The 22,572-nt window shown below is 59.0% G+C and carries 23 protein-coding genes; 15 read left to right on the top strand and 8 right to left on the bottom strand.

Features of this window, described 5'->3' with window-relative positions:
* From KB892_RS14805 to xthA, 4 genes are all read right to left on the bottom strand, one after another.
* Positions 1 to 561, bottom strand: a complete 561-nt coding sequence (locus tag KB892_RS14805) for a carboxymuconolactone decarboxylase family protein (RefSeq protein WP_002901475.1) — start codon at positions 559 to 561, stop codon at positions 1 to 3.
* A complete protein-coding gene (locus KB892_RS14800; protein ID WP_004151923.1) occupies positions 558 to 1,268 on the bottom strand; it encodes a TVP38/TMEM64 family protein in 711 nt (236 codons plus the stop codon). The genes KB892_RS14805 and KB892_RS14800 overlap by 4 nt, the downstream gene beginning before the upstream one ends.
* Complete coding sequence (locus tag KB892_RS14795; RefSeq protein WP_004140389.1) at positions 1,255 to 1,911, bottom strand: TVP38/TMEM64 family protein; 657 nt, start codon at positions 1,909 to 1,911, stop codon at positions 1,255 to 1,257. Before KB892_RS14795 ends, KB892_RS14800 begins: the two co-directional genes overlap by 14 nt.
* Before the next feature lie 213 nt (positions 1,912 to 2,124).
* Positions 2,125 to 2,931, bottom strand: coding sequence for an exodeoxyribonuclease III (gene xthA, locus KB892_RS14790; RefSeq protein WP_002901486.1), 807 nt, complete (start codon positions 2,929 to 2,931; stop codon positions 2,125 to 2,127).
* Between the two features lie 438 nt (positions 2,932 to 3,369).
* On the opposite strand from xthA, the gene KB892_RS14785 reads away from it, so the two are divergent.
* From KB892_RS14785 to spy, 6 genes are all read left to right on the top strand, one after another.
* A complete protein-coding gene (locus tag KB892_RS14785; RefSeq protein WP_002901489.1) occupies positions 3,370 to 4,590 on the top strand; it encodes a succinylornithine/acetylornithine transaminase in 1,221 nt (406 codons plus the stop codon).
* Positions 4,587 to 5,621 carry an arginine N-succinyltransferase gene (astA, locus tag KB892_RS14780; protein WP_002901491.1) on the top strand — a complete coding sequence of 345 codons (1,035 nt, stop codon included), beginning with the start codon at positions 4,587 to 4,589 and terminating at the stop codon, positions 5,619 to 5,621. Before KB892_RS14785 ends, astA begins: the two co-directional genes overlap by 4 nt.
* Complete coding sequence (gene astD / locus KB892_RS14775) at positions 5,618 to 7,096, top strand: succinylglutamate-semialdehyde dehydrogenase (protein WP_004151922.1); 1,479 nt, start codon at positions 5,618 to 5,620, stop codon at positions 7,094 to 7,096. Before astA ends, astD begins: the two co-directional genes overlap by 4 nt.
* Positions 7,093 to 8,418 carry an N-succinylarginine dihydrolase gene (gene astB, locus KB892_RS14770; protein WP_002901534.1) on the top strand — a complete coding sequence of 442 codons (1,326 nt, stop codon included), beginning with the start codon at positions 7,093 to 7,095 and terminating at the stop codon, positions 8,416 to 8,418. The genes astD and astB overlap by 4 nt, the downstream gene beginning before the upstream one ends.
* Positions 8,419 to 8,427: 9 nt before the next feature.
* Entirely contained in the window at positions 8,428 to 9,393 is a 966-nt protein-coding gene (gene astE, locus KB892_RS14765; RefSeq protein WP_002901538.1) for a succinylglutamate desuccinylase, read from the top strand.
* 343 nt (positions 9,394 to 9,736) lie between these two features.
* The gene (gene spy, locus KB892_RS14760) at positions 9,737 to 10,222 is read left to right on the top strand and encodes an ATP-independent periplasmic protein-refolding chaperone Spy (RefSeq protein WP_004217130.1); all 486 of its coding nucleotides are present in this window, start codon (positions 9,737 to 9,739) and stop codon (positions 10,220 to 10,222) included.
* A gap of 87 nt (positions 10,223 to 10,309) precedes the next feature.
* Here the strand turns inward: spy and cho are convergent, their stop codons facing one another.
* Together cho and nadE are read right to left on the bottom strand one after the other, a co-directional pair.
* Positions 10,310 to 11,173, bottom strand: coding sequence for an excinuclease Cho (gene cho, locus KB892_RS14755; RefSeq protein WP_002901541.1), 864 nt, complete (start codon positions 11,171 to 11,173; stop codon positions 10,310 to 10,312).
* Positions 11,174 to 11,273: 100 nt separating this feature from the next.
* Complete coding sequence (nadE, locus tag KB892_RS14750; RefSeq protein ID WP_004151921.1) at positions 11,274 to 12,101, bottom strand: ammonia-dependent NAD(+) synthetase; 828 nt, start codon at positions 12,099 to 12,101, stop codon at positions 11,274 to 11,276.
* A 282-nt stretch (positions 12,102 to 12,383) separates the two neighbouring features.
* On the opposite strand from nadE, the gene osmE reads away from it, so the two are divergent.
* The 8 genes from osmE (at position 12,384) to chbG (ending at position 18,308) form a co-directional block, all read left to right on the top strand.
* A complete protein-coding gene (gene osmE, locus KB892_RS14745) occupies positions 12,384 to 12,722 on the top strand; it encodes an osmotically-inducible lipoprotein OsmE (RefSeq protein WP_002901544.1) in 339 nt (112 codons plus the stop codon).
* Positions 12,723 to 13,000: 278 nt separating this feature from the next.
* Positions 13,001 to 13,321, top strand: a complete 321-nt coding sequence (gene chbB / locus KB892_RS14740) for a PTS N,N'-diacetylchitobiose transporter subunit IIB (RefSeq protein WP_002901547.1) — start codon at positions 13,001 to 13,003, stop codon at positions 13,319 to 13,321.
* A gap of 19 nt (positions 13,322 to 13,340) precedes the next feature.
* A complete protein-coding gene (locus KB892_RS14735) occupies positions 13,341 to 13,457 on the top strand; it encodes a hypothetical protein (protein ID WP_004217133.1) in 117 nt (38 codons plus the stop codon).
* A gap of 11 nt (positions 13,458 to 13,468) precedes the next feature.
* Positions 13,469 to 14,827: a PTS N,N'-diacetylchitobiose transporter subunit IIC gene (gene chbC, locus KB892_RS14730; RefSeq protein WP_004148091.1), complete on the top strand. Its 1,359-nt coding sequence runs from the start codon at positions 13,469 to 13,471 to the stop codon at positions 14,825 to 14,827.
* A 53-nt stretch (positions 14,828 to 14,880) separates the two neighbouring features.
* On the top strand, positions 14,881 to 15,228 hold the full coding sequence (chbA, locus tag KB892_RS14725) for a PTS N,N'-diacetylchitobiose transporter subunit IIA (RefSeq protein WP_002901550.1): 348 nt from the start codon (positions 14,881 to 14,883) through the stop codon (positions 15,226 to 15,228).
* Positions 15,229 to 15,255: 27 nt separating this feature from the next.
* Positions 15,256 to 16,080 (top strand): transcriptional regulator ChbR, encoded by an 825-nt coding sequence (gene chbR / locus KB892_RS14720; protein WP_002901552.1) that lies wholly within the window; start codon positions 15,256 to 15,258, stop codon positions 16,078 to 16,080.
* A gap of 110 nt (positions 16,081 to 16,190) precedes the next feature.
* Positions 16,191 to 17,537, top strand: coding sequence for a 6-phospho-beta-glucosidase (locus KB892_RS14715; RefSeq protein WP_004148093.1), 1,347 nt, complete (start codon positions 16,191 to 16,193; stop codon positions 17,535 to 17,537).
* Positions 17,538 to 17,549: 12 nt separating this feature from the next.
* Positions 17,550 to 18,308, top strand: a complete 759-nt coding sequence (gene chbG / locus KB892_RS14710) for a chitin disaccharide deacetylase (protein WP_004151920.1) — start codon at positions 17,550 to 17,552, stop codon at positions 18,306 to 18,308.
* Positions 18,309 to 18,365: 57 nt separating this feature from the next.
* Here the strand turns inward: chbG and katE are convergent, their stop codons facing one another.
* Positions 18,366 to 20,624 carry a catalase HPII gene (gene katE, locus KB892_RS14705; protein WP_002901554.1) on the bottom strand — a complete coding sequence of 753 codons (2,259 nt, stop codon included), beginning with the start codon at positions 20,622 to 20,624 and terminating at the stop codon, positions 18,366 to 18,368.
* A 205-nt stretch (positions 20,625 to 20,829) separates the two neighbouring features.
* Here katE and cedA point away from each other — a divergent pair, with 205 nt between their 5' ends.
* A complete protein-coding gene (gene cedA / locus KB892_RS14700; protein ID WP_004151919.1) occupies positions 20,830 to 21,069 on the top strand; it encodes a cell division activator CedA in 240 nt (79 codons plus the stop codon).
* Between the two features lie 59 nt (positions 21,070 to 21,128).
* Here cedA and KB892_RS14695 read toward each other — a convergent pair whose 3' ends face one another.
* Complete coding sequence (locus tag KB892_RS14695) at positions 21,129 to 22,520, bottom strand: L-cystine transporter (protein ID WP_004151918.1); 1,392 nt, start codon at positions 22,518 to 22,520, stop codon at positions 21,129 to 21,131.
* Between the last annotated feature and the right edge of the window lie 52 nt (positions 22,521 to 22,572).

The raw sequence follows: 22,572 nt of genomic DNA, 5'->3' as shown, positions 1-22,572 counted from the left end.
TTACTCCTTATTCTGCGAGGAAGAGGTGGGTATCTGGCACAACCCCTGAGCCGGGATCGCCATCGCGGCATTGAACCGCGCTGATAAATTTTGCAGGCCGATCAGGGCGGTCAGCTCGGTGAGCGCCCGGGCGTCAAAATGCGCGGCCATCGCGCTACGCAGGGCATCATCCAACGCCGGCGGCGTCTGGGTGGCGGCTTCGGCATAGGCCAGCGCCAGGCGCTCTTTTTCGCTGAACAGCGTACTGCTGCGCCAGTCGGCGACCGCCAGCAGCTTGTCCTGGCTACCGCTCCGCGCCGCGAGGATCATGCTGGTGATATCGATACAGAATTCGCAGTGGCACAGCTGGGCGATGCGGGCGCTGACCAGCGAGCGCAGCACAGGATCCAGCGGCGAGCGGCGGCGTTCAATATAGCCCACGAACAGCGAAACCAGGTAAAACAGCCACGGGATCCGACCCCACCAGCGAATGGGGCTCAGCACCTGGCCGTAATGCCGGCGGTGCAGCCACACCTGCGGACGAAGGATCAGGGGGACAGAATCCAGCGGGGGTAAGCTCATGGCGACGATCTCTTATGACGTTCACGGTAAATATTTTTGGCGATAGAGATGACCACCGCCAGGGCAAAAAGCAGCGAAAGCCCGGTGGCCAGCCAGAAGGTGCCCCCGGTGAGCAGACTCCCGGCCCAGGAATAAACGATAGTCGCCGGGAGCTGGCCCACGCCGGTGGCCAGCATAAAGGGCCAGAAGCGCAGCGAGGTTAGTCCGGCGGCATAGCTGACCGGGTCAAACGGGACAAACGGCAGCAGGCGGCAGACCAGGATCGTCTGCGGGCCAAAGCGGGTGAAATAGCCGTCGGCACTGCGCAGCACCGCGCGGCCGGTGAGTTTCTCCACCACTTCGCGCCCCAGCGCTCTGGCGATGCAGAAGCAGAGCCCGGCCCCGACCATAGCGCTGAACCACGACAGCGCCCCGCCCCAGAAGGCGCCGAACAGGGCGGCGTTCGCCAGGGTAATCAGGAAAGCCGGCAGCGGAGCGACGATCGCCTGGAGGATCATCAGCGCAAATGAGACCAGCGCGGCCTGCGGCCCCCAGGCGGCGATAAACCCTCTGACCTGCTGCGGATCCAGGGAGGCTAACGCCGTCAGACTCTGCTGCAGAAAGGTACGCCCGCCAGGGAACCACAGCCAGGCGGCCAGAGCGGCGGCGACCACGACGGCAAGGGCCAGCCGGGCGCGGCGCAGGTGACGGCGATCAGGTTGGGTCATGGCGCACCTCCTCACTGCACGCCGCCACGCGACGGGCGCGGGCAAACCGTTTGCCTATCTGCACCAGGGCAAACAGCAGCCCGCCGGCGAGGCTCAGTTTTAGCGCGAAGGCGAGGGTCACCCCCTCGCGGGCCAGTTCGCTGGCCATCACCGAATAGATGACCAGACCCGGCAGGGTGGTCACGGCCGAGATCAGGGTAAAGGGCCAGAAGCGGATCGCCGTCAGGCCGTAGGCGTAATTCTGAATATTGTAGGGAAAGAGCGGCACCAGGCGGGTGAGGATCAGGAAATCGCAGCCACTGCGGGCGATACCGCGCTCAATCGCCTGAAAGACGGTGGTATGGCCCACATAGCGCTGCAGCAGATCGCGCCCAAGCCAGCGGGCGATTAAAAACGACAGCGAAGAGGCGAGGGTGGCGGCGGCAAACGAGAGCAGGGAGCCTGTTAGCGGGCCGAAGAGCATCCCGCCGGCGATCACCAGCAGGCTGCCGGGGATCAGACACAGGGTGGCAATGATAAACAGCGCAGCATAGACCAGATATCCCCAGGCGCCCTGATGGCGGAGGGTGTCCTGAAGCAGATGCAGATGAGTCAGCAGATCGTGGAGACCGACGCGGTGGCTGATAACGGCCAGCGTGGCCACCAGCGCGAGAAGTCCCAGCCCTTTACCAATGGCCGGATGACGGCTTCTTTTGCATGAGAGGTGCTCCTGTACAGTCTGGACGCAGTGGACATCAAAAAGTGCGCGCGACAGTATCCTGTTCCGACGACCGTCACAATGGTTTACCGTCGCTTTGTTGATTTTGCTCAGGAAATTCTGCCCCCCGCACAGCGGGAGGCGAGAGAAGGGCGTGAATTATGGCCGGAAGGTGGCCCACACCGGCGCGTGGTCGGACGGTTTTTCCATCCCGCGGATCTCGTAATCGATCCCGGTTTCCACGCAGCGCTGCGCCAGAGGCTGGCTGGCCAGCAGCAGATCGATGCGCAGCCCACGGTTATCGTCGAAGCCTTTGGAGCGGTAATCAAACCACGAGAAATGCTCATGATTGTCGGGGTTAGCCTGACGCCAGGTATCCACCAGGCCCCAGCCCAGCAGGCGGTCCATCCATTCCCGTTCTTCCGGCAGGAAGGAACATTTGCCGGTGCGCAGCCAGCGTTTGCGGTTCTCTTCACCGATACCGATGTCCAGATCGGTAGGACTGATGTTCATATCGCCCATGATCAGCACCGGATTCTCTTTGTTGAGCTCGGTCTCCAGATAGTTCTGCAGATTCTGATAGAACGCCGCTTTGGCCGGGAATTTGGTTTCATGATCGCGGCTTTCACCCTGAGGGAAATAGCCGTTAATCACTGTGACGTTGCCGAAGGGCGACGGGATCTCCGCCATAATGATGCGGCGCTGAGCCTCTTCGCCATCGTCCGGGAAACCGCGGCGGACGGCAATCGGCGTCTCTTTGGTCAGCAGCGCGACGCCATAATGGCCTTTCTGCCCGTGATAAAAGACGTTATAGCCGAGCCTGGCAACCTCTTCGAGAGGGAACATGTCGTCGTGAACTTTGGTTTCCTGCAGGCCAATCACGTCCGGCTGGTGTTTTTCGACGATGGCGGCCAGTTGGTGTGGGCGGGCACGCAGGCCGTTGATATTAAAAGAGACGAATTTCATAGTCGCTGCCACTGTGCAAGGTGAATAGTGCAGGGATGGTAGCAGAAATTCGCCAGGCTGGCTGCCACCGGATGCGTCATTCTGCCAATCGCTGCGCATGAGCGTGCCGTGGGTGCCCCTTTTGCGGGCATGCCGCGCCAAAAAAGGGCAAATAGATACGATAAATTTCGCAGAGGATCACAATTACAGAATTATATCTTACCGTTGCATAATTTATCTTCTTTAATCACTGTTTATCCCCCTTTGTCGGATACTTATTCACTAAATATGCATTTTATGTGAATGGCGTTCAGCTGTAACTCATTGATTCTGCGTTATCTCATCCGATTTATGCATTTTTATCGCTGGCTGGCACGAACCGTGCAATCTACATTTACAGCGTAATAACTCATATTTATTAACATTATTGCTACTTTTAATTTACCGGAAGAGGTCGATATGTCTCAGTCAATTACGCGTAACCACTTTGATGAATGGATGATGCCGGTCTACGCGCCAGCGGCGTTTATTCCGGTGCGGGGCGCCGGGTCACGGCTGTGGGATCAGCAGGGCAAAGAGTATATCGATTTTGCCGGCGGCATCGCCGTGAACGCGCTGGGGCATGCCCATCCGCGTCTGGTGCAAGCCCTGACCGACCAGGCCGGCAAGTTCTGGCATACCGGCAACGGCTACACCAATGAGCCGATCCTGCGTCTGGCCAAAATGCTTATCGATGCTACCTTCGCCGACCGGGTCTTCTTCTGTAACTCCGGCGCCGAGGCCAATGAGGCAGCGCTCAAGCTGGCGCGTAAATATGCCCACGATCGCTTTGGCAGCGAGAAAAGTGGCATCGTCGCCTTTCAGAACGCTTTCCACGGGCGGACGCTGTTCACCGTCTCGGCGGGCGGTCAGCCGGCCTATTCCCGGGATTTCGCCCCGCTGCCGCCGCAGATCCAGCATGCCGTATTTAACGATCTCGAGTCGGCAAAGGCCTTAATCAATGACCAGACCTGCGCGGTGATCGTCGAGCCGGTGCAGGGCGAAGGGGGCGTGGTGCCGGCCAGCGTCGAGTTTTTACGCGGCCTGCGTCAGCTTTGCGACCAGCACAACGCCCTGCTGATTTTCGATGAAGTGCAGACCGGGGTCGGGCGCACCGGCGAGCTGTATGCCTATATGCACTACGGCGTGACGCCCGATGTGCTGACCACCGCCAAAGCGCTGGGCGGTGGTTTCCCTATTGGCGCGCTGCTGGCGACAGAGGCCTGCGCCAGCGTGATGACCGTCGGCACCCACGGCACCACCTACGGCGGTAACCCGCTGGCCGGGGCGGTGGCCGGCGAACTGCTGTCGATCGTCAACACCCCGGAAGTGCTCTCCGGCGTCAGACAGCGCCATCAGTGGTTTTGTGAACGCCTGCAGGCAATTAACGCCCGCTATGGCCTGTTCAAGGAGATCCGCGGCCTGGGACTGCTGCTCGGCTGCGTGCTAAACGACGCCTGGGCCGGGAAGGCGAAAACCCTCAGTAACCTGGCGGCGGAAGAGGGGGTGATGATTCTGATCGCCGGCGCCAACGTGGTGCGTTTCGCGCCGGCGCTGAACGTCAGTGAAGAAGAGGTGAACAGCGGGCTGGATCGCGTCGAGCGGGCCTGCGCGCGTTTCGTGGCAGGAGTCTCATCATGATGGTTATTCGACCGGTGGAGCCGGGCGATTTGCCCGGGCTGCTGAAGCTGGCAGCGGAGACCGGCGGCGGGCTGACCTCGCTGCCGGTGGATGAAGCGACCCTCGCGGCACGGATCGCCCGCTCGCAGCAGACCTGGCGCGGCGAGCTACCGAAAAGCGAGCAGGGCTATGTCTTTGTGCTGGAGGAGAGCGAAAGCGGCGCGGTGGTGGGCATCTGCGCGATCGAGGTGGCGGTGGGGCTCAACGATCCCTGGTATAACTACCGGGTCGGCACCCAGGTCCATGCCTCGAAGGAGCTCAACGTCTATCAGGCGCTGCCGACGCTGTTTCTCAGCAACGATCATACCGGCAGCAGCGAGCTGTGCACCCTGTTCCTCGACCCGCAGTGGCGCAAAGAGGGCAATGGCTATCTGCTGTCGAAATCACGCTTCTTATTTATGGCCGCCTTTCGCGAGCGCTTCAATGAGAAGGTGGTCGCCGAGATGCGCGGGGTGATTGACGAGCAGGGCTACTCGCCGTTCTGGGAGAGCCTGGGCAAACGCTTTTTCGCCATGGAGTTTTCCCGTGCCGACTACCTGTGCGGCACCGGACAGAAGGCTTTCATTGCCGCCCTGATGCCCAAGCATCCGCTGTATATCGATTTCCTTTCCCCTGAGGCACAGGCGGTGATCGGCAAGGTTCATCCGCAGACCGCCCCGGCCCGGACGGTGCTGGAGAAAGAGGGGTTCCGCTACCTGAACTACATCGATATTTTCGACGGCGGCCCGACTCTGGAGTGCGACATCGACCGGGTGCGGGCGATCCGCAAAAGCCGTCTGGTGACTACCGAGGCAGGTGAAACCCCGCCCGGTGACTGGCCGCTGTGCCTGGTGGCGAATGAACAGTATCACCAGTTCCGCGCTCTGCTGGTGCATGCCGATCCGGATGGCGACACCCTGACCCTCAGCGCCCGCGAACTGGATATGCTGAAGTGTCATGCCGGCGACCAGGTGCGCATGGTGCGCCTGATCCCTGAGGAGAAAACTGCATGAGTCTGTGGATTAACGGCGAGTGGCGGCCCGGCCGTGGGCCAGGTTTCAGTAAACAGGATCCGGTTAACCTGAAGGTTGTCTGGCAGGGCGAGGCGGCGGATGCCGGGCAGGTTGCCGAGGCGGTGGCGGCTGCCCGCCAGGCGTTCCCGTCCTGGGCGCGGCTGCCGTTTGCCGCCCGTCAGGCGATCGTTGAAAAGTTTGCCGCTCTGCTGGAAGCCAGTAAGGCGGAGCTGACGGCGGTTATCGGCGCCGAGACCGGAAAGCCGCGCTGGGAGGCGGCCGGGGAAGTGACGGCGATGATCAACAAGGTGGCGATCTCGGTGAAGGCCTACCACGTCCGCACCGGCGAACAGCACAGCGACCTGCCCGACGGCGCCGCCACGCTGCGTCACCGGCCGCACGGCGTACTGGCGGTGTTTGGCCCCTATAACTTTCCCGGCCATCTGCCGAACGGGCACATCGTGCCGGCGCTGCTGGCGGGCAATACCGTGGTTTTTAAACCCAGCGAACTCACCCCGCGCAGCGGCGAAGCGGTGGTGAAACTATGGCAGCAGGCCGGCCTGCCCGCCGGGGTGCTCAACCTGGTGCAGGGCGGTCGGGAAACCGGCGAGGCGCTTAGCGGCCAGGCGGATATCGACGGACTGCTGTTTACCGGCAGCTCAACCACCGGTTTTCATCTGCATCGCCAGCTGGCCGGGCAGCCGCAGAAGATCCTCGCGCTGGAGATGGGCGGCAATAACCCGCTGATCGTCGACGATCCGAGGGACGTGGATGCCGCGGTGCATCTGACCATCCAGTCCGCCTTTATTACCGCCGGCCAGCGCTGCACCTGCGCCCGCCGTCTGCTGGTCCGGCGCGGCGAGGCGGGCGATGCCTTCCTCTCCCGGCTGGTGACGGTGAGCCAGCGGCTGATCCCGGCGGCGTGGGACGCCGAGCCGCAGCCGTTTCTCGGCGGGCTTATCTCTGAACAAGCCGCGCAGAAAGTGCATCAGGCCTGGCTGCAGCGGGTCGCCGCTGGCGCGGTCACCCTGCTGGAGCCGCGGTTATTGCAGGCCGGGACGTCGCTGCTAACGCCGGGGATTGTCGACATGAGCGACGTGGCCAATGTCGAGGATGAAGAGGTGTTTGGCCCGCTGCTTGGGGTCTGGCGCTACGACACGTTCGAGGAGGCGATTGCCTTAGCCAACGCTACCCGCTTCGGCCTCTCCTGTGGGTTAATCTCCCCGGAACGGGAGAAGTTCGATCGACTGCTGCTTGAGGCGCGGGCAGGGATAGTTAACTGGAACAAACCGCTGACCGGGGCGGCGAGTACCGCGCCGTTCGGCGGCACCGGGGCGTCCGGTAACCATCGTCCGGGGGCCTGGTATGCCGCCGATTATTGCGCCTGGCCGATGGCCAGCCTTGAATCGCCGACCCTGACGCTGCCCGCCAGCCTGAGCCCGGGGCTCGACTTTCTGGCGGGGGAGGCGTCATGACCGCCCGCGAAGTCAACTTTGACGGTCTGCCCGGGCTGACCCATCACTACGCCGGACTCTCCTTTGGCAATGAGGCTTCCACCCGGCATCGCTATCGGGTGTCTAACCCGCAGCTGGCGGCAAAGCAGGGGCTGAAAAAAATGAAAGCCCTCGCCGACGCTGGCTACCCGCAGGCGGTGATCCCGCCGCAGGAGCGTCCCAACGTGCCGCTTCTGCGCCAGCTGGGCTTTAGCGGCAGCGATGAGCAGGTGGTGGCCCGGGTGGCGCAGCAGGAGCCGGATCTGCTGTCGGCGGTGAGTTCGGCCTCGGCGATGTGGGTGGCGAACGCGGCGACGGTGTGTCCCTCCGCCGATTCGCTGGATGGCCTGGTGCATCTGACGGTGGCGAATCTGCAGGATAAATTCCACCGCGCCAGCGAAGCACCGACTACAGAGGCGCTGCTGCAGGCGATTTTCCCCGACCGCACGCGATTTGCTATCCACCCGGCGCTGCCCGCCTCGGCCTGGTTTGGCGACGAAGGGGCGGCGAACCATAATCGTCTCGGCGGCGAGTATGGCGCTCCCGGCGTCCAGCTCTTTGTCTATGGCCGCCGCCGGGGGAGCGAGGAGGCGCCGCGTCGCTATCCGGCGCGGCAAACCCTTGAGGCCAGCCAGGCGGTAGCGCGCCTCAATCAGGTCAATCCCCGCCAGCTGATCTTCGCCCGCCAGCATCCGGCGGCGATCGACACGGGGGTTTTTCATAACGACGTCATCGCGGTGAGCAACCGTCAGGTCCTGTTCTGCCATGAGCAGGCCTTTGCCGACCAGACCGCGCTTCTCCAGCAGCTGGCGCAGCGGGTGCCGGGTTTTACGCCGCTGGTGGTTCCCGCCAGCCGGGTCTTGGTGGCAGAGGCGGTTGCCACCTATCTGTTCAACAGCCAGCTGTTGAGCCGGGCGGATGGCAGCATGGCGCTTATCCTGCCTCAGGAAGCGCAGGAGCATGCCGGCGTCTGGGAATACCTCAATGAGCTGCTGGCCGGGGATAACCCTATCGCCGACCTGCGGGTGTTCGATCTGCGCGAGAGCATGGCCAACGGCGGCGGTCCGGCGTGCCTGCGCCTGCGGGTGGTGTTGACGGCCGAGGAGTATCAGGCGGTCAATCCGCACGTCCTGATGAACGATACGCTGTTTGCCACCCTCAATGACTGGGTGGATCGCTACTATCGCGATCGTCTCACCCAGACCGACCTCGCCGACCCGCAGCTGCTGCGGGAAGGGCGCGACGCGCTGGATCGGTTGACCCAGATCCTGCAGCTCGGTTCGGTTTATCCATTTCAGCAATAAGGGGGCGCGGTGGAACATTTTCTGGCATTAACCCTGGCGGGGCGATTGCCCCATCACTTTCACGGCGAGACGGCTCATTCCCGCTGGCACTGGCTCGGGGAAGGGATCCTTGAGCTGACGCCGCATGCGCGCTGCGAGCGCGGGCTGGTACTTTCCTGCGCCATTCATGGCAACGAAACGGCGCCGGTGGAGATAGTCGACCAGCTGGTGCAGCGACTGGTCCGGGAGGCGCTCCCGCTGCGCTGGCGGCTGCTGGTGATCGTCGGCAACCCACCAGCGCTGCGGGCGAATAAGCGCTATCTGCACAGCGATATGAACCGCATGTTTGGCGAGCGCTGGCGGCAGTTTCCGCTCAGTGAGGAGACGCAGCGGGCGCAGCGGCTGGAGCAGGCGGTGGCCCGCTTTTATCGCGACCACGATGGCCCGCGCTGGCACCTCGATCTGCATACCGCGATCCGCGGGTCGCTACATCCGCGCTTCGGCGTGCTCCCGGCCCGCGATACGCCGTGGGAGGAGGATTTTCTTCACTGGCTGGGCGGCGCCGGGCTGGAGGCACTGGTGTTTCATCGCCAGCCCGGCGGGACCTTCACCCACTTCAGCTGCGAACGGTTCGCGGCGCTGGCCTGCACCCTTGAGCTGGGCAAAGCTCTGCCGTTGGGGGAAAACGATCTGACGCAGTTTGCCGCCGTCCAGCGGGCGCTCTCCCGGCTGCTGGTGGGGGATCTGGCCATTGCCGACGCCCCAGCGCCGCTGCGCTACCGGGTGGTACAGCAGCTAACCCGCCATAGTGATGATTTCCGCTTGCATATGGCGGATCAGACGCTGAACTTCACCCCCTTCGAACCCGGCACGCTGCTGGCGGAGGAGGGCGAGAGGCGGTATGTGGTGGGGCCTGAGACGGAGTATGTTCTGTTTCCTAACCCGACGGTGGCGAAAGGACTGCGCGCCGGCCTGATGCTGGAGAAATTATCCTGAGGGCAAGCCGTCCGCCGGGCGGCCTGCTTTATTTCGCGCGTCTTTTTTCGCCATCTTATTTTTTCGTGCCCCAGTATAAATTTGCAGATTATTCCTGGTAAAATGCTTTGTTTTTAATCTCCCCTCCTTTATACTCTCCATAATTTCTCTGCAAAACAGTAATTTATTTATTTTTTATTGCAATTCTTCGGCTAAATTCCTTATTTTCTCCATAATTGGCGAGAAACTGTTTTTTACACTTTCATTGTTTTACTCTTGCTCTGACTAATTGACGATTAACGTCGTAAAGTTAATCTCGTCAACACGGCAACGCGCCGTAAGAATAACGTAAAGTAAGGATTGAATGATGAAGAAACTCACTGCACTGTTTGTTGCCTCTACTCTGGCTCTGGGCGCGGCTAACCTGGCACACGCCGCCGATACCACCACCGCGCCGAGCGACAGCAAGCCGATGATGATGCATCATAAAGGCGGCCCGGGTCAGCATGACATGATGTTTAAAGGCCTGAACCTGACCGATGCGCAGAAGCAGCAGATCCGCGACATCATGAAGAGCCAGCGCGAAAATATGAAACGTCCGTCCCTTGAAGAACGCCGCGCGATGCACGATCTGATCGCCAGCGACACCTTCGATAAGGCGAAGGCGGAAGCGCAGATCGATAAGATGGAAGCGCAGCATAAAGCGATGGCGCTGTCCCGCCTGGAAACGCAGAACAAGATCTACAACATTCTGACCCCAGAGCAGAAAAAACAGTTCAATGCTAATTTTGAGAAGCATCTGACAGAACGCAACGCGCCGGCAGGTAAAATGCCTGCACCTGCTGAATAATGTAGCGCACTGAATCAAGACCGCCGGTCTTGCCCAATAATGCCATCAGGCGTTGGGCAGGGCCGGCGGTTTTTTATTGGTGGCTTCTCAGCCAAGCGGATGCAGCGGATAGTCTCCGCTGAGCAAAGGCTTACAGAGGATCTTGTAACCATCCTGGTCAAATCCGGCGGGCAGACGGGTCAACTCCGCCGCCTGGTCGAGCGATTCAACGGCGCCCAGCCACAGCCAGTTATGAATGACGTGATACTGCGTCATGTCCGGGCCGCGCTCCTCCAGCGCCACGGGCCCCGCCCACGGCCAGCACACCAGCTGCAGTCTGCTCATCTGCGCCAGCAGGCGCTCTTTGTGCGCCTCCACGCTCTCCTTTCCACAGCAGGCCCCGGCGCAGCGGCCCAGCGCGGAGCGAAAGCAGGCGCGGCCGCGGCTGAGCGGTTCCAGACCAAGCAGGCCATAACAGAGGCGCTGTTCGTCAGCGAGGCTCTGCAGCATCTGCAGCGCCGCCCGCCGGTTGGCGAACAGGCCATAGAGATGCTGCTGGTGCGAGAAATCAACCTCACGGGCATAGACAATCTGCGGCCGGTCGTCCGCAAGTAGCCAGGCGCAGAGCTGCTTGTTACGCCGTAGCCGCTTGTTAAACAGCGGCTGCTGCTCTTTAATCAACCGCGCCTCCAGCAGCAGCGCTCCCAGCTCGCCAGCGGTGCGCTGCCAGGTGATACGCCGCGACTGACGCAGCATCGCGGCCTCTTCAGGGGTGCGCAGGTGGGATAACACCCGGCTGCGGAGGTTGACGCTCTTACCGATATAGAGCGGCATCGTGTCGCTGTCGCCGTGAAACTGATAGACGCCCGGCAGCTTCGGCAGCGCCTCCAGCCACGGGCGAAGATGTTCGGGATATTCATAGATCGCCGCCGCCTCAAACTCGAGACGCGGGGCTGATTGCTTTCTGGCCACAATAACTCCTGGTACTGTCTATCCATCCAGTATAGCAGGCCATTTTTGCGGCGAAAAGGACAAAAAATAACCCCGGCGCAGGCCGGGGCGGGGGGAGAGACTATTTTTTCCAGAAATCGTCAAAGACGGTGATCGGCGGCCGACGCTTGTGTTCGGTTTTCAGATACCAGCCCTCGATCGTTTTGGCGATGCTCGGGTCCAGCGTTTTGCCTTCCAGATAATCGTCGATGTTCTCGTAGGTGACACCCAGGGCCACTTCATCCGGCAGGGAGGGGCGATCGTCTTCCAGGTCGGCGGTGGGCAGCTTCTTATACAGATGTTCCGGGCAGCCGAGATGGGCCAGCAGCTGTTTGCCCTGACGTTTGTTCAGGCGGAAAATTGGGTTGATGTCGGTGCCGCCGTCGCCATATTTGGTGAAAAAGCCGGTAATCGCTTCCGCCGCATGGTCGGTACCGACCACAACTCCTTTGGTCATTCCGGCGATGCTGTACTGGGCCTTCATTCGCTCACGGGCTTTTTCATTTCCGCGAACGAAGTCGCTCAGTTCGATGCCTGCTTCGCGCAGCGCCTGTTCGCTGGCCAGCACCGCAGCTTTAATATTGACTGTCAACACCCGGTCAGGCTGGATAAATGCGATGGCGTCCTGGCAGTCCTGCTCATCAGCCTGCACGCCATAGGGTAAACGGACGGCGATAAACTGCAGGCTACTGTCGCCGGTTTCGGCACGCAGTTCGTTTATCGCTATCTGGCACAGTTTTCCCGTCAGGGTGGAGTCCTGACCGCCGCTGATACCCAGCACCAGCGATTTAATAAACGGGTAGGTCTGCAGGTATGACTTCAGGAAATCGACGCTGCGGCGGATCTCGCCTGCGACATCAATCTGCGGCTTTGCGCCCAGCGCCTGAATAATCTCTTGTTGTAGCGTCATCGCGCCCTCCGAAAGTGAATCTGTTTGGCAAGCTGTTGGCTTAAAGCTACCTCTTTGCCGCTGAAACGACAAGGACCGTGGTTTTGACTGCCGGAAAAGAAGGCAATCAATGACATAGGTTTTCATTATAGATGCTGTACCGCGCATTGCGCCGCCGTCCGACGTCGGCAGATCAATCCTGTTTACGCAATAACATAACCTGACATGATTTCGCTGTTCGGCTTGAAAAATAACACTATTTATTCCAGGCTTATCGTTACACAGTAGAAAAGAGGAACCAAAATGAACAAAAGCTTAGCAGGAATACTGGGCGTCACCGTCGCGTTAACCTTACTGGCGGGCTGTACCGCTTACGATCGTACCAAAGACCAGTTTACCCAGCCGGTGGTGAAAGATGTGAAGAAAGGGATGTCGCGTCAGCAGGTGATGCAGATCGCCGGCAAACCTTCAACGGAAGTCACCATGGTCCATGCCCGCGGCACCTGCCAGACCTATATCCTCGGTCAACGAGATGGTAAAGTTGAAACCTACTTTGTGGCCCTCGACGAAACGGGTCACGTCATGAACTCCGGCTACCAGACCTGCGCCGAGTATGATACCGACCCGCGCAACGCCAGGTAAGCTTCCTACTGTTTACTGACTTCTACGTAAGCCCGACCACTGGTCGGGCTTTTTTGTGAGTAATGATGCTTATTTAATTGCGCGAATTATTTGGATGAAAATGTGAGGGTAGTCAAAACCGGAGGTCAATGAGAGACAATTCTGTTCAACAGCGAATTATCCTGGCGGCTCAGCTTGCCGTATACTCAACTCATAAACAGAATTAACCGGATGTTACCAGTCTTACCGGCTCTCAGCGGTTACTGAAGGCCCTGGTCTCACACATTGAGGAAGCGTTCATGGAAAAGAAACACATTTATCTCTTCTGCTCGGCAGGCATGTCCACGTCACTGCTGGTCTCCAAAATGCGGGCGCAGGCGGAAAAATATGAAGTCCCGGTCATTATTGAAGCCTATCCCGAAACCCTCGCGGGCGAAAAAGGGCCGGAAGCCGACGTAGTATTATTAGGGCCACAAATTGCGTATATGTTACCGGAAATTCAGCGCCTGCTGCCGAATAAACCGGTTGAAGTTATCGACTCCCTTCTCTATGGCAAAGTTGATGGTTTAGGGGTATTGAAAGCCGCCGTCGCGGCTATTAAGAAAGCTGCAGCACAATAATTTTAACTTTTAAAACTCGATGTATTTTGACGCCTGGCGGCTGACTGTTGCCGGACGTCAAAAAATAATGAGTTTATTTTCCCGTCAAAGAGTAATTTCATACATCATCGCCGTAATAGTTTATTGCGGCTTTTAAGGGTATTGACTATGAGTAAAGTGATCGATTCGCTTGAAAAGGTACTCCTTCCTTTTGCAGTGAAAATAGGAAAGCAGCCGCATATTAATGCAATAAAAAATGGATTTATTAAATTAATGCCGTTGACCCTCGCCGGGGCCATGTTTGTGTTAATTAACAACGTTTTTCTGAGCTTCGGCGAAGGCTCTTTCTTTTATTCCATGGGCATTCGCCTGGATGCCTCCACCATTGAAACCTTAAACGGCTTTAAGGCTATCGGCGGAAACGTCTATAACGGCACCCTCGGGATTATGTCGCTAATGGCGCCGTTCTTTATCGGCTCCGCGCTGGCGGAAGAGCGCAAAGTTGACCCGATGGCAGCTGGCCTGCTGGCGGTGGCGGCCTTCATGACCGTGACCCCGTATAGCGTGGGCGAAGCCTATGCGGTGGGCGCCAACTGGTTGGGCGGGCAGAACATCATCTCCGGGATGATTATCGGTCTGGTCGTTGCGGAACTGTTCACCTTCGTGATCCGTCGCAACTGGGTGATTAGACTGCCGGACAGCGTGCCGGGGTCGGTATCACGCTCTTTCTCAGCGCTGATCCCGGGCTTCTTGATCCTCTCCATCTTCGGCATTATCTCGTGGGCCCTGGCGAGCTATGGCAGCAACTTCCACCAGATCATCATGGACTCTATCTCGACGCCGCTGGCGGCGATGGGCAGCGTGGTTGGCTGGGCATACGTTATTTTTAACTCTCTGCTGTGGTTCTTCGGTGTGCACGGTTCTCTGGCGCTTACCGCCCTGGATAACGGCATCATGACGCCGTGGGCGCTGGAAAACATCGCGCTGTACAACCAGTACGGCTCTGTTGATGCGGCCATCGAAGCGGGCAAACAGTTCCACTTCTGGGCTAAGCCGATGCTCGACTCCTACATCCTGCTGGGTGGCTCCGGGGCGACGCTGGGTCTGATTATCGCCATCTTTATCGCTTCTCGCCGCGCTGACCATCGTCAGGTTGCTAAGCTGGCGCTGCCGTCAGGCATCTTCCAGATTAACGAACCGATTCTGTTTGGTCTGCCGATCATCATGAACCCGGTGATGTTCATCCCGTTCGTGCTGGTTCAGCCGATTCTGGCGGCCATTACGCTGGCGGCCTACAGCCTGGGGATTATCCCACCGGTGACCAACCTGGCGCCGTGGACTATGCCGACCGGTTTGGGAGCGTTCTTTAACAGTAACGGCAGCGTTGCCGCCCTGCTGGTGGCCCTGTTCAACCTTGGCGTCGCTACCCTGGTCTACCTGCCGTTTGTGGTGCTGTCGAATAAAGCGCAGACCGTTATCGAGCAGGAAGAGAGCGAAGAAGACATCGCTAACGCACTGAAATTCTGATACCGCGCGGTACGGGCAGCGTCCCGTACCGCCTGATAAATGAGGGAAATATTATGTTTGATCTGGACAACATCAACGCGGTAGAGACCCCGGAAAATGACCTCGAAGAGGTAGTGATGGGGCTGATTATCAACTCCGGACAAGCCCGCAGCCTGGCCTATGCCGCGCTGAAGCAGGCGAAGCAGGGCGACTTTGCCGCAGCGAAAGCGATGATGGAGCAGTCGCGCCAGGCGCTGAGCGAGGCGCATCGCGTGCAGACCCAGCTTATCGAAAGCGACGAGGGCGAAGGGAAAATGAAGGTCAGCCTGGTGCTGGTGCATGCCCAGGACCATCTGATGACCTCCATGCTGGCTCGTGAGCTGGTGGCCGAATTGATTGAGCTGCACGAGAAGGTACAATAGGCCATCGCGACGATGAGGCAGCCCAGAATGATGACCACCGAGATCAGTACCGCCAGAGAACAACAGCTGTTCAACGGGAAGAACTTTCATGTGGTCATCTATAACAAAACGGAAAGCGTGAGCGGGCTTCACCAGCATGATTACTACGAATTTACCGTGGTGTTAACCGGGCGCTATTACCAGGAGATCAATGGCAAACGGGTGCTGCTGGAGCGCGGGGATTTCGTCTTTATCCCGATGGGCTCGCACCACCAGAGCTTTTACGAGTTCGGGGCGACGCGCATCCTTAACGTCGGCATCAGCAGACGCTTCTTTGAGAAACACTACCTGCCGCTGCTGCCGTTTGGTCTGGTGGCTTCGCAAGTCTACGCCGTGCAGAGCGCTTTTCTCGGCTACGTTGAGTCGGTCATCGCCTCACTCAATTTTCGCGAAACGGAATTTGACGAATTTATCGAGCTGGTCTCCTTTTATGTCATTAACCGTTTACGCCACTATCGTGAAGAGCCGGTTGCCGACGTGACGCCGCAATGGTTAAAAAATACCGTGGAAGCCATGCATGATAAGCTGAAATTCGGTGAAGGCGCTCTTGAAAATATGGTTCGCTTATCCGGAAAAACGCAGGAATATTTAACCCGGGCGACCCAGCGCTATTATGGTAAAACGCCGATGCAGATAATTAATGATATCCGTATCAACTTTGCCAAAAAACAGCTGGAAATTACCAATTATTCGGTGACGGATATTGCGTATGAATCAGGTTACAGCAGCCCGAGCTTGTTTATTAAAACCTTTAAAAAACTGACGTCGTTTACGCCGAGCAGTTATCGCAAACATTTGACCAGTATTAATTAAACCCGCGCGGCGTTCGCCGCCAGGTTTATACCGAAAATCATTCAAGTTAACTGTCCGCATTGTTGCGGAGAGCGGCCTGCGTCCAGGCGCAGCGCCTAAGGGAGAAAAAGATGAGCCAGAAATTAAAAGTAGTCACTATTGGCGGCGGCAGCAGCTATACCCCGGAATTACTGGAAGGATTTCTGAAACGTTATCATGAACTGCCGGTAAGCGAACTGTGGTTGGTAGACGTCGAAGAGGGACAGGAGAAGCTCGATATTATCCACGCGCTGTGCCAGCGGATGGTGGAAAAAGCCGGCGTGCCGATGAAAGTCTATAAAACGCTGGATCGCCGCGCAGCGCTGCAGGGCGCAGATTTCGTCACCACCCAGCTGCGCGTGGGCCAGCTGAAGGCGCGTGAAAAAGATGAGCGCATCCCGCTGAGTCACGGCTACCTGGGCCAGGAGACCAACGGGGCGGGCGGGTTGTTTAAAGGACTGCGCACCATCCCGGTGATTTTCGACATCGTGAAAGATGTGCAGGAAATTTGCCCCGACGCATGGATCATCAACTTTACCAACCCGGCGGGCATGGTCACCGAGGCGGTCTATCGCCACACCAATTTCAAACGCTTTATCGGGGTGTGCAACATTCCTATCGGCATGAAGATGTTCATCACCGACGTGCTGCAGCTGAGCCCGAGCGATGAGCTGAATATCGACCTGTTTGGTCTGAACCACCTGGTGTTCGTCCGCGACGTGCTGGTTAACGGCGTCTCGCGCTTCGATGAACTGCTGGACGGCGTGGCCTCCGGCCGTCTGACCGCGAACTCGGTGAAAAACATCTTCGACCTGCCGTTTAGCGAAGGGCTGATCCGCTCCCTGCGCCTGATCCCATGCTCTTACCTGCTCTACTACTTTAAGCCAAAAGAGATGCTGGCGATTGAGATGGGCGAGTACTACAAAGGCGGTGCGCGCGCCCAGGTGGTGCAGAAGGTGGAGAAACAGCTGTTCGAGCTGTATAAAAACCCGGATCTTAACGTTAAGCCGAAGGAGCTGGAGCAGCGCGGCGGGGCCTATTACTCTGATGCCGCTTGCGAAGTAATCAATGCCATCTATAACGACAAGCAGACTGAGCACTATGTGAATATCCCGCATCATGGTCATGTCGATAATATCCCGGCGGACTGGGCGGTAGAGATGAGCTGCACCTTAGGCCGCGACGGCGCGAAGCCGACGCCGCGCATTACTCATTTCGATGAGAAGGTGTTAGGGCTTATCTACACCATCAAGGGGTTCGAAGTGGCGGCCAGCCAGGCGGCGATCAGCGGTGAGCTGAACGATGTCCTGTTGGCGCTGAACTTAAGCCCGCTGATCCATTCCGATCGTGACGCCGAACAGCTGGCGCGGGAGATGATTCTGGCGCATGAAAAATGGCTGCCGAACTTTGCGGCGACGATCGAAAAACTAAAATCGTAACGGGAGTAGCAAATGGAACGCGTATTGATCGTCAATGCCGACGACTTCGGCCTCAGTAAAGGGCAGAACTACGGCATTATCGAGGCCTGTCGCAACGGCGTGGTGACATCGACCACCGCGCTGGTCAACGGCGCAGCCATTGACCACGCCGCCCAGCTGAGCCGCAGTACTCCGGAGCTGGCGGTCGGTATGCACTTTGTACTGACGCTGGGCGAGCCGCTGTCGGCCATGCCGGGATTAACCCGCGATGGCCGGCTGGGCAAATGGATCTGGCAGCAGGCGGAAGAAGATATCCTGCCGCTGGAAGAGATCGCCCACGAGCTGGCGTGTCAGTACCGTCGTTTTGTCGAACTCTTCGGCCACGAGCCGACGCATATCGACAGCCATCACCATGTGCATATGTTCGCCCAGATTTATCCCATCGTCGCGGCCTTTGCCCGCGAGAAGGGCATTGCGTTACGCATTGACCGCCAGGTGGCGGCGCAGAGTGGGCTCGACCAGCAGGCGGCGCGCAGCAGCGCCGGCTTCAGCAGCGAGTTTTACGGCGAAGCGGTCTCTGAGGAACTGTTTCTGCAGACGCTGGATGCCTCCATCGCCCGCGGGGAGCGCTCCCTGGAGGTGATGTGTCATCCGGCTTATGTCGATCGGATCATTATGGGCAGCGCCTACTGCTATCCGCGACTGGATGAGCTTGATGTGCTGACATCTGCCTCGCTGAAAGCGGCGGTGGCCGACCGGGGTTATCGTCTGGGAACCTACCGCGACGTGTAAGCCCGACGGGGGAAAGGGAAAGTGAATCAAGCCCGGCACAGCGTGCCGGGCTTTTTACTACGCCGGAATAGCGGCGATTTTCGGGCTTCTCGACCACACGCGGTGGGCCGTCATCAGGGCGAGCAGTTTGTCCGCCGCTGGCGTGTCGAGCGCATCGGTGACGATGACCCCCTCTTCACCCTGGGTCGGAACATGCAGAACGGACGTCAGCTGCCGCGCATCCCCTGCCAGCAGGATCGGCTTCAGATGTTTATAGGCTTCCAGCAGGTAATAGCGCGCGTCACCGCTCTGACTCAGGGCGCTGAGGTCGCCGCCGGGCACCACCACCGCATCCACCGTCAGCGACGGGGAACCGGCGAAGGTGCCGGCGATCGGCAGCGGAGAACCATCGTCGGCAATGACTTCGCCCATTCGCGAGTAGAGCAGCTTGCTGTGCACGCCCTGGGCCTGCAGCGCCTGCAGGAGCTGAACCAGATCCTGCGCTGAGGTGCGTTCGTTGAGCAGGACTGCCACCACGCGACCTTTCACATCTCCTTCGGCGTCGGCGTAGAGGCTGAGGCTGGGATCTTTCTCCACGCCATTGACCGGGGCGGGCAGGGTAATGTTGCGCTGATCGTCGCTCAGTTCGATGCCTAAGTTCGCCCCAACCGCTTCCGCAAGCTTAGTATCAATGTGGGCCAGATGATCGACCACCCGCTCGCGGATCCAGGTGCGGACCACTTTGCTGAGTTCGAAGCTGAAACCATCGATAATATGCTGCTGTTCAATCGGCGTCTGGCTCAGCCAGAACAGACGCGGCTGGGCGTAATATTCGCCGAACGAAGGGCTGCGCTGGCGGATTTTTTCGCCGTCGACGCGCTCGGCGAGGGACTCAAAGCCACCGCGTTTGGCGGCAGGCGGCGTCTCGCGCGGCCAGTTGTCGTTAATCGAGTTGGGCTCGTAGTTGGCCGGATTGGTGTCAATGTCCATCCGGTGCATCCCGTCACGCTGGAAATTATGATACGGGCAGGTCGGACGGTTGATGGGGATTTCATGGAAGTTCGGCCCACCCAGGCGGCTAATTTGCGTATCGGTGTAAGAGAAGAGACGCCCCTGCAGCAGCGGATCGTTGCTGAAATCAATGCCCGGGACGATATGTCCGGGATGGAAGGCCGCCTGTTCATTTTCGGCAAAGAAGTTATCCGGGTTGCGGTTGAGGACCATTCTGCCAACCCGCTGCACCGGCACCAGCGCCTCGGGGATCAGCTTGGTGGGATCGAGCAGGTCGAAGTCAAAAGCAAATTCATTCTCTTCGGGGATCAATTGCAGGCCAAGCTCAAATTCCGGGTAGTCCCCGGCTTCGATGGCCTCCCATAGATCGCGGCGATGAAAATCGGGGTCGCGGCCGGTCAGCTTCTGCGCTTCATCCCACACCAGCGACGCCTTGCCGGCGACCGGTTTCCAGTGAAAACGAACGAAGGTGGCTTTGCCCTCGGCATTAATCAGACGGAAGGTGTGGATCCCGAAGCCTTCCATGGTGCGATAGCTGCGCGGGATGCCGCGATCCGACATCGCCCACATCACGTTGTGCAGCGTTTCCGGCTGCAGGGAAACATAGTCCCAGAAAGTATCGTGGGCGCTCTGCCCTTGTGGGATGGCCCAGTGGGGTTCAGGCTTCACGGCGTGGACAAAGTCGGGGAACTTCATCGCGTCCTGGATGAAGAAGACCGGTGTGTTGTTGCCCACCAGGTCAAAAATCCCTTCGTCAGTGTAAAACTTGGTAGCGAAGCCGCGAATATCGCGGACGGTGTCCGCCGACCCCGCGCCGCCCTGCACGGTGGAAAAGCGTACAAACACCGGGGTGATTTTATCGGCTGACGAAAGAAAATCGGCTTTAGTCAACGCAGCCAGGCTTTTGTAGGGCTGGAAGTAGCCGTGGGCGGCAGAGCCGCGGGCATGAACGATACGCTCCGGAATACGCTCGTGGTCAAAGTGGGTGATCTTCTCCCGCAGGATAAAATCTTCCAGCAGCGTTGGGCCGCGGCTACCGGCGCGCAGCGAATTCTGATCGTCAGCAATGCGCACGCCCTGGTTGGTGGTCAGCGGAAAATCTTCCCCCCCTTTGCGTTGCGCCTCCAGGGAATCCAGTTTGCTGTTATGAGTATCGGGCGCTTTCAGGCTGCCTGGGGCGGTGGGTTCGACGCCCGGAGCGGTAGGTTTCGGCGTGGGGCGCCACTCCCGATCGTCCGGCGCCAGCGAATCGAGACCCGGCTGCGCTTCCTCGCTGTCGTGGACCGGTGCCTGCTGTTGGTGAGGGTTCGGGTGCTTATCAGACATTACTCGTCTCCTGCTTTCATTGCTAAAAGTGGTCGTTGATAGACCAAAACCCTTCTAACTATAGAACATTACGCTGTCTGCGCCCGGCGAGGGGGCAGGGAGTTATCCTAAAATGCGCATCGGCGGCGAAGGGGCGACGAACGGGGCCACAATCGGCTATGATAGAGGTTTCTGTTTCCCGCTATGTTTAGTGAATCCATTTGTTATGAAACCATTGCGCCAACAAAATCGCCCTGTCATTAGCTACGTGCCGCGCGTGGAGCCTGCGCCCCCGGAACATGCCGTGAAAATGGACCATTTTCGCGATGTCTGGATTTTGCGCGGGAAGTATGTCGCTTTTCTGCTGATGGGGGAGCATTTCCGTCGCTCACCGGCATTCAGCGTGCCGGAGTCGGCGCAGCGCTGGGCTAACCAGGTGCGTCAGGAAGGTGAGATTGAAGCCTGAGTCGGCTGCAGAAATAAAAAAACCGCTGAATGATCAGCGGTTTTTTTTGTGCTTGCCGTTTAGCGATGCGCCAGTTCGGCTTCTTCCTCGCTATCGAAGATCGACTTGTCGGTCTGGCGCAGCCACTGGCTGGTCAGCGTCCCGGCGGTCATTGAGCCGTTAACGTTCAGCGCGGTACGCCCCATATCGATCAGCGGTTCGACGGAGATGAGCAGGGCTACCAGGGTCACCGGCAGGCCCATCGCCGGCAGGACGATCAGCGCGGCGAAGGTCGCGCCGCCGCCCACCCCGGCGACGCCCGCCGAGCTGACGGTGACGATGCCCACGAGGGTGGCAATCCACATCGGATCCAGCGGGTTGATGCCCACGGTCGGCGCGACCATCACCGCCAACATTGCCGGATAGATACCGGCGCAGCCGTTCTGGCCGATGGTGGCACCAAAGGAGGCGGAGAAGCTGGCAATCGACTCCGGTACGCCGAGACGACGGGTTTGCGCCTCAACGTTCAGCGGAATGGAGGCGGCGCTGGAGCGGCTGGTAAAGGCGAAGGTGATCACCGGCCAGACTTTACGGAAGTACTTCAGCGGGCTGACGCCGTTAATCGCCAGCAGCAGGCCGTGGACGACAAACATAATACCCAGCGCAATGTACGAGGCTACCACGAAGCCGCCAAGCTTGATGATGTCCTGCAAATTCGACCCGGCAACCACTTTGGTCATCAGGGCCAGCACACCGTAAGGGGTCAGCTGCATGACCAGACGAACCAGCTTCATTACCCAGCCCTGCAGGGTATCGATCGCGGTCAGCACGCGCTGGCCTTTTTCCACATCCTCTTTCAGCAACTTAAGCGCTGCGACGCCGAGGAACGCCGAGAAAATGACGATGCTGATGATGGAGGTTGGGTTAGCCCCGGTCAGGTCAGCAAACGGGTTCTTCGGCACGAAGGAAAGGATCAGCTGCGGGACGCTGAGATCCGCTACTTTCCCCACATAGTTGCTCTGGATGGCGTTCAAACGGGCGGTCTCCGCGCTGCCCTGGACCAGACCCTCGGCGGTGAGGCCGAACATATTGGTCACCAGCACGCCAACCAGGGCGGCGATCAGGGTGGTGAACAACAGAGTACCGATGCTCAGGAAGCTAATTTTCCCCAGCTGCGAGGCATTGTGCAGGCGGGCCACCGCGCTAAGGATGGAGGCGAAGACCAGCGGCATAACAATCATTTGCAGCAGCTGGACGTAACCGTTGCCGACGATATTGAACCACTGGATGGAATCCTTCAGCACCTGGCTGTCAGACCCGTAGATTAGCTGCAGCGCCAGACCAAAGACCACGCCAGTCGCCAGACCGACCAGCACTTTTCTGGCCAGGCTCCACTGTTTATGACGTGTTTGCCCCAGCGCAAACAGTAATACGGCGAACACGACTACGTTCGCTATTAATGGAAAGTTCATCCCCGTTCTCCTGATATTTTTATAACCTGGGCTGGTGGATAACCAGCTCTTA

The sequence above is a fragment of the Klebsiella sp. P1927 genome (genome assembly GCF_018204675.1).
GTDB lineage: Bacteria > Pseudomonadota > Gammaproteobacteria > Enterobacterales > Enterobacteriaceae > Klebsiella > Klebsiella pneumoniae.
Note: the sequence above shows the minus strand (reverse complement) of the source record. Positions and strands in the feature narration are given on the sequence as shown.